We start from the raw sequence: 1,824 nt of genomic DNA, 5'->3' as shown, positions 1-1,824 counted from the left end.
CCATCGAGCCGCATGAATTGCCGGCGCCGCTGTCGGGACGCCAATATATCGAGCTCGTCGCCTCGATCCGCGGCTCCGCGCCCGGCGATCTGCCGAGTGCCGATCTGCCGGGCGCCGACCTTCTGGAGCGGCTCGAACTCGGCCGCTGGATGGATCGCCCGATCGCCGAATATTCGCTTGGCACGCGAGCCAAGGTCGCGATCCTCGCAGCGCTTCTCGGCCGGCCGCCGCTGCTGATTTTCGACGAGACGCTGAACGGCCTCGATCCGGTCGCCGCTTGGGAGGTGAAACGCGTGATCACCGCGCTTTGCGCGAGCGGCCGCCACGCCGTGATCGTGTCGACCCATGTGGTGGAAGCCGTGCCGGCGCTTTGTAATCGCGCGGTGCTGATGGCCGATGGCAGCCTGAACCGAAGCTGGGATGCAGCGCAACTGGCCGAAGCGGGCAGAGCGCCAGGCGCGTTCGAGGACAGCGTCATGCAGGCGCTGCGCATGCGAGCTGCTGCTTGATGTCGATCTAATTGATTGGTTCGAAATTCGCGCTAGCGTGTAGTTTCCCAGTTTGAAATTCAGAGCTTGTATTCGAATTCCCATAGCCCGACCCGCGAAAGCTCACAGGCTATCTCCTTCCAGCTATTGCCTTTGGCCGAAGCGCATCGAGCGATGAGAAATTCTTCCAGTTGAGTGTGATCGAAGGTCCGCATGAAGATCACGCTTTCACCTGAAAAGACTGCTTCTGTGTGGGACCGAAGAAACCATGTCGGCGAACACACCGTGGCCGTGAAGGCATCTGAGCCCTCTTTGCCCTCTTCTCCCGCATAAAAATCGATGGTGAGCGAAAAATCAGTTGGATCAGACGGGCGCCATGTGGAGAGATCGAACGCGAGCTTATCGGCGTCCACAATCCTATGACCCTTATACTCCGCTTTCATGAAACTCGCTTTTCCTGCTTCCTATGGGGACCGCGCTTTCCCGGCTTCGGCGCAACGGCGTCCATCTTCTCGCAAAGGTCGTCGATAGACCAGAGCGTTTGCGTCAACGCAGCGGCCATTGCCGCCGTCTCTAAGCCCTCGGCAGCATGCGGCGCATGATCAGCGAGGCGTGCCCGCGGACGCCGTGGGCGGCTTCCCGGCGCTCGACCACTTCGAAGCCGTGCTTGCGGTAGAAGGCGATCGCGCGGTCGTTGCCTTCGATCACCTCCAGCGCGATCGAGGGGATGCCGGCATGGGCGGCAAGCACGGCATGCAGAAGGTCGACCGCAAGCCCGCTGCCGAATGCCTGCGGCTCGATATGCAGCCGCTCCAGCGTGACGTCGCCTTTGGCGTCCATCGCCGCCATCGCATAGCCGGCGATCGAGCCGTCGGCGCGTTCGGCGACGAAAGACATCTTGTCCTCGTCTTCCAGTTCTTGCGCAAGCTGGTCCGGCGCGTGCCTTTCGTCGGAGAGCCGGGCCACGGTCTCGTCGCCCATGATCGGCGCGTAGGTCCGCCGCCAGGATTGGCCGAGCAGCCGCGACACATCGGCAAGATCGTTCCTCGTCATCGCCCGGATGCGGGTCATGGTCTTGGTCCTCGTTTCCATCCGAAGATAGGGCGAAGCGCGGTGCGCGGCCAACCCCCGGGCGCGCCGAAAGCGCGGATCCGGGCGGCGCCTTTCGGGCGTTCAAGCGGCTATCACGGGCGGCGCAAACGATCCTGCTGCTCGATAGCCCGCTGCCGGACCGATAGAGGCGGCAGCGGGCCATTGATGAGACGCTGTCCCGCCGAGCACGAGACACTGCTCACCTTTGGTTTAAGCGGGCATCGCCAGGGATGCGACTTACGGA

Annotated in this window: 2 protein-coding genes and 1 pseudogene; 1 reads left to right on the top strand and 2 read right to left on the bottom strand. The window is 62.9% G+C overall.

Annotated elements, in window-relative coordinates; genetic code table 11:
- Positions 1–509, top strand: a pseudogene (locus tag EOA27_RS34780) (AAA family ATPase); the annotation flags it as partial.
- Between the two features lie 59 nt (positions 510–568).
- On the opposite strand, the gene EOA27_RS34775 reads toward EOA27_RS34780, so the two are convergent.
- Together EOA27_RS34775 and EOA27_RS34770 are read right to left on the bottom strand one after the other, a co-directional pair.
- The gene (locus tag EOA27_RS34775; protein ID WP_126083319.1) at positions 569–931 is read right to left on the bottom strand and encodes an Imm8 family immunity protein; all 363 of its coding nucleotides are present in this window, start codon (positions 929–931) and stop codon (positions 569–571) included.
- A 130-nt stretch (positions 932–1,061) separates the two neighbouring features.
- Positions 1,062–1,559: an N-acetyltransferase gene (locus tag EOA27_RS34770; protein ID WP_126083318.1), complete on the bottom strand. Its 498-nt coding sequence runs from the start codon at positions 1,557–1,559 to the stop codon at positions 1,062–1,064.
- Positions 1,560–1,824 lie beyond the last annotated feature (265 nt).

Source organism: Mesorhizobium sp. M2A.F.Ca.ET.037.01.1.1, assembly GCF_003998075.1.
Lineage (GTDB): Bacteria > Pseudomonadota > Alphaproteobacteria > Rhizobiales > Rhizobiaceae > Mesorhizobium.
Note: the sequence above shows the minus strand (reverse complement) of the source record. Positions and strands in the feature narration are given on the sequence as shown.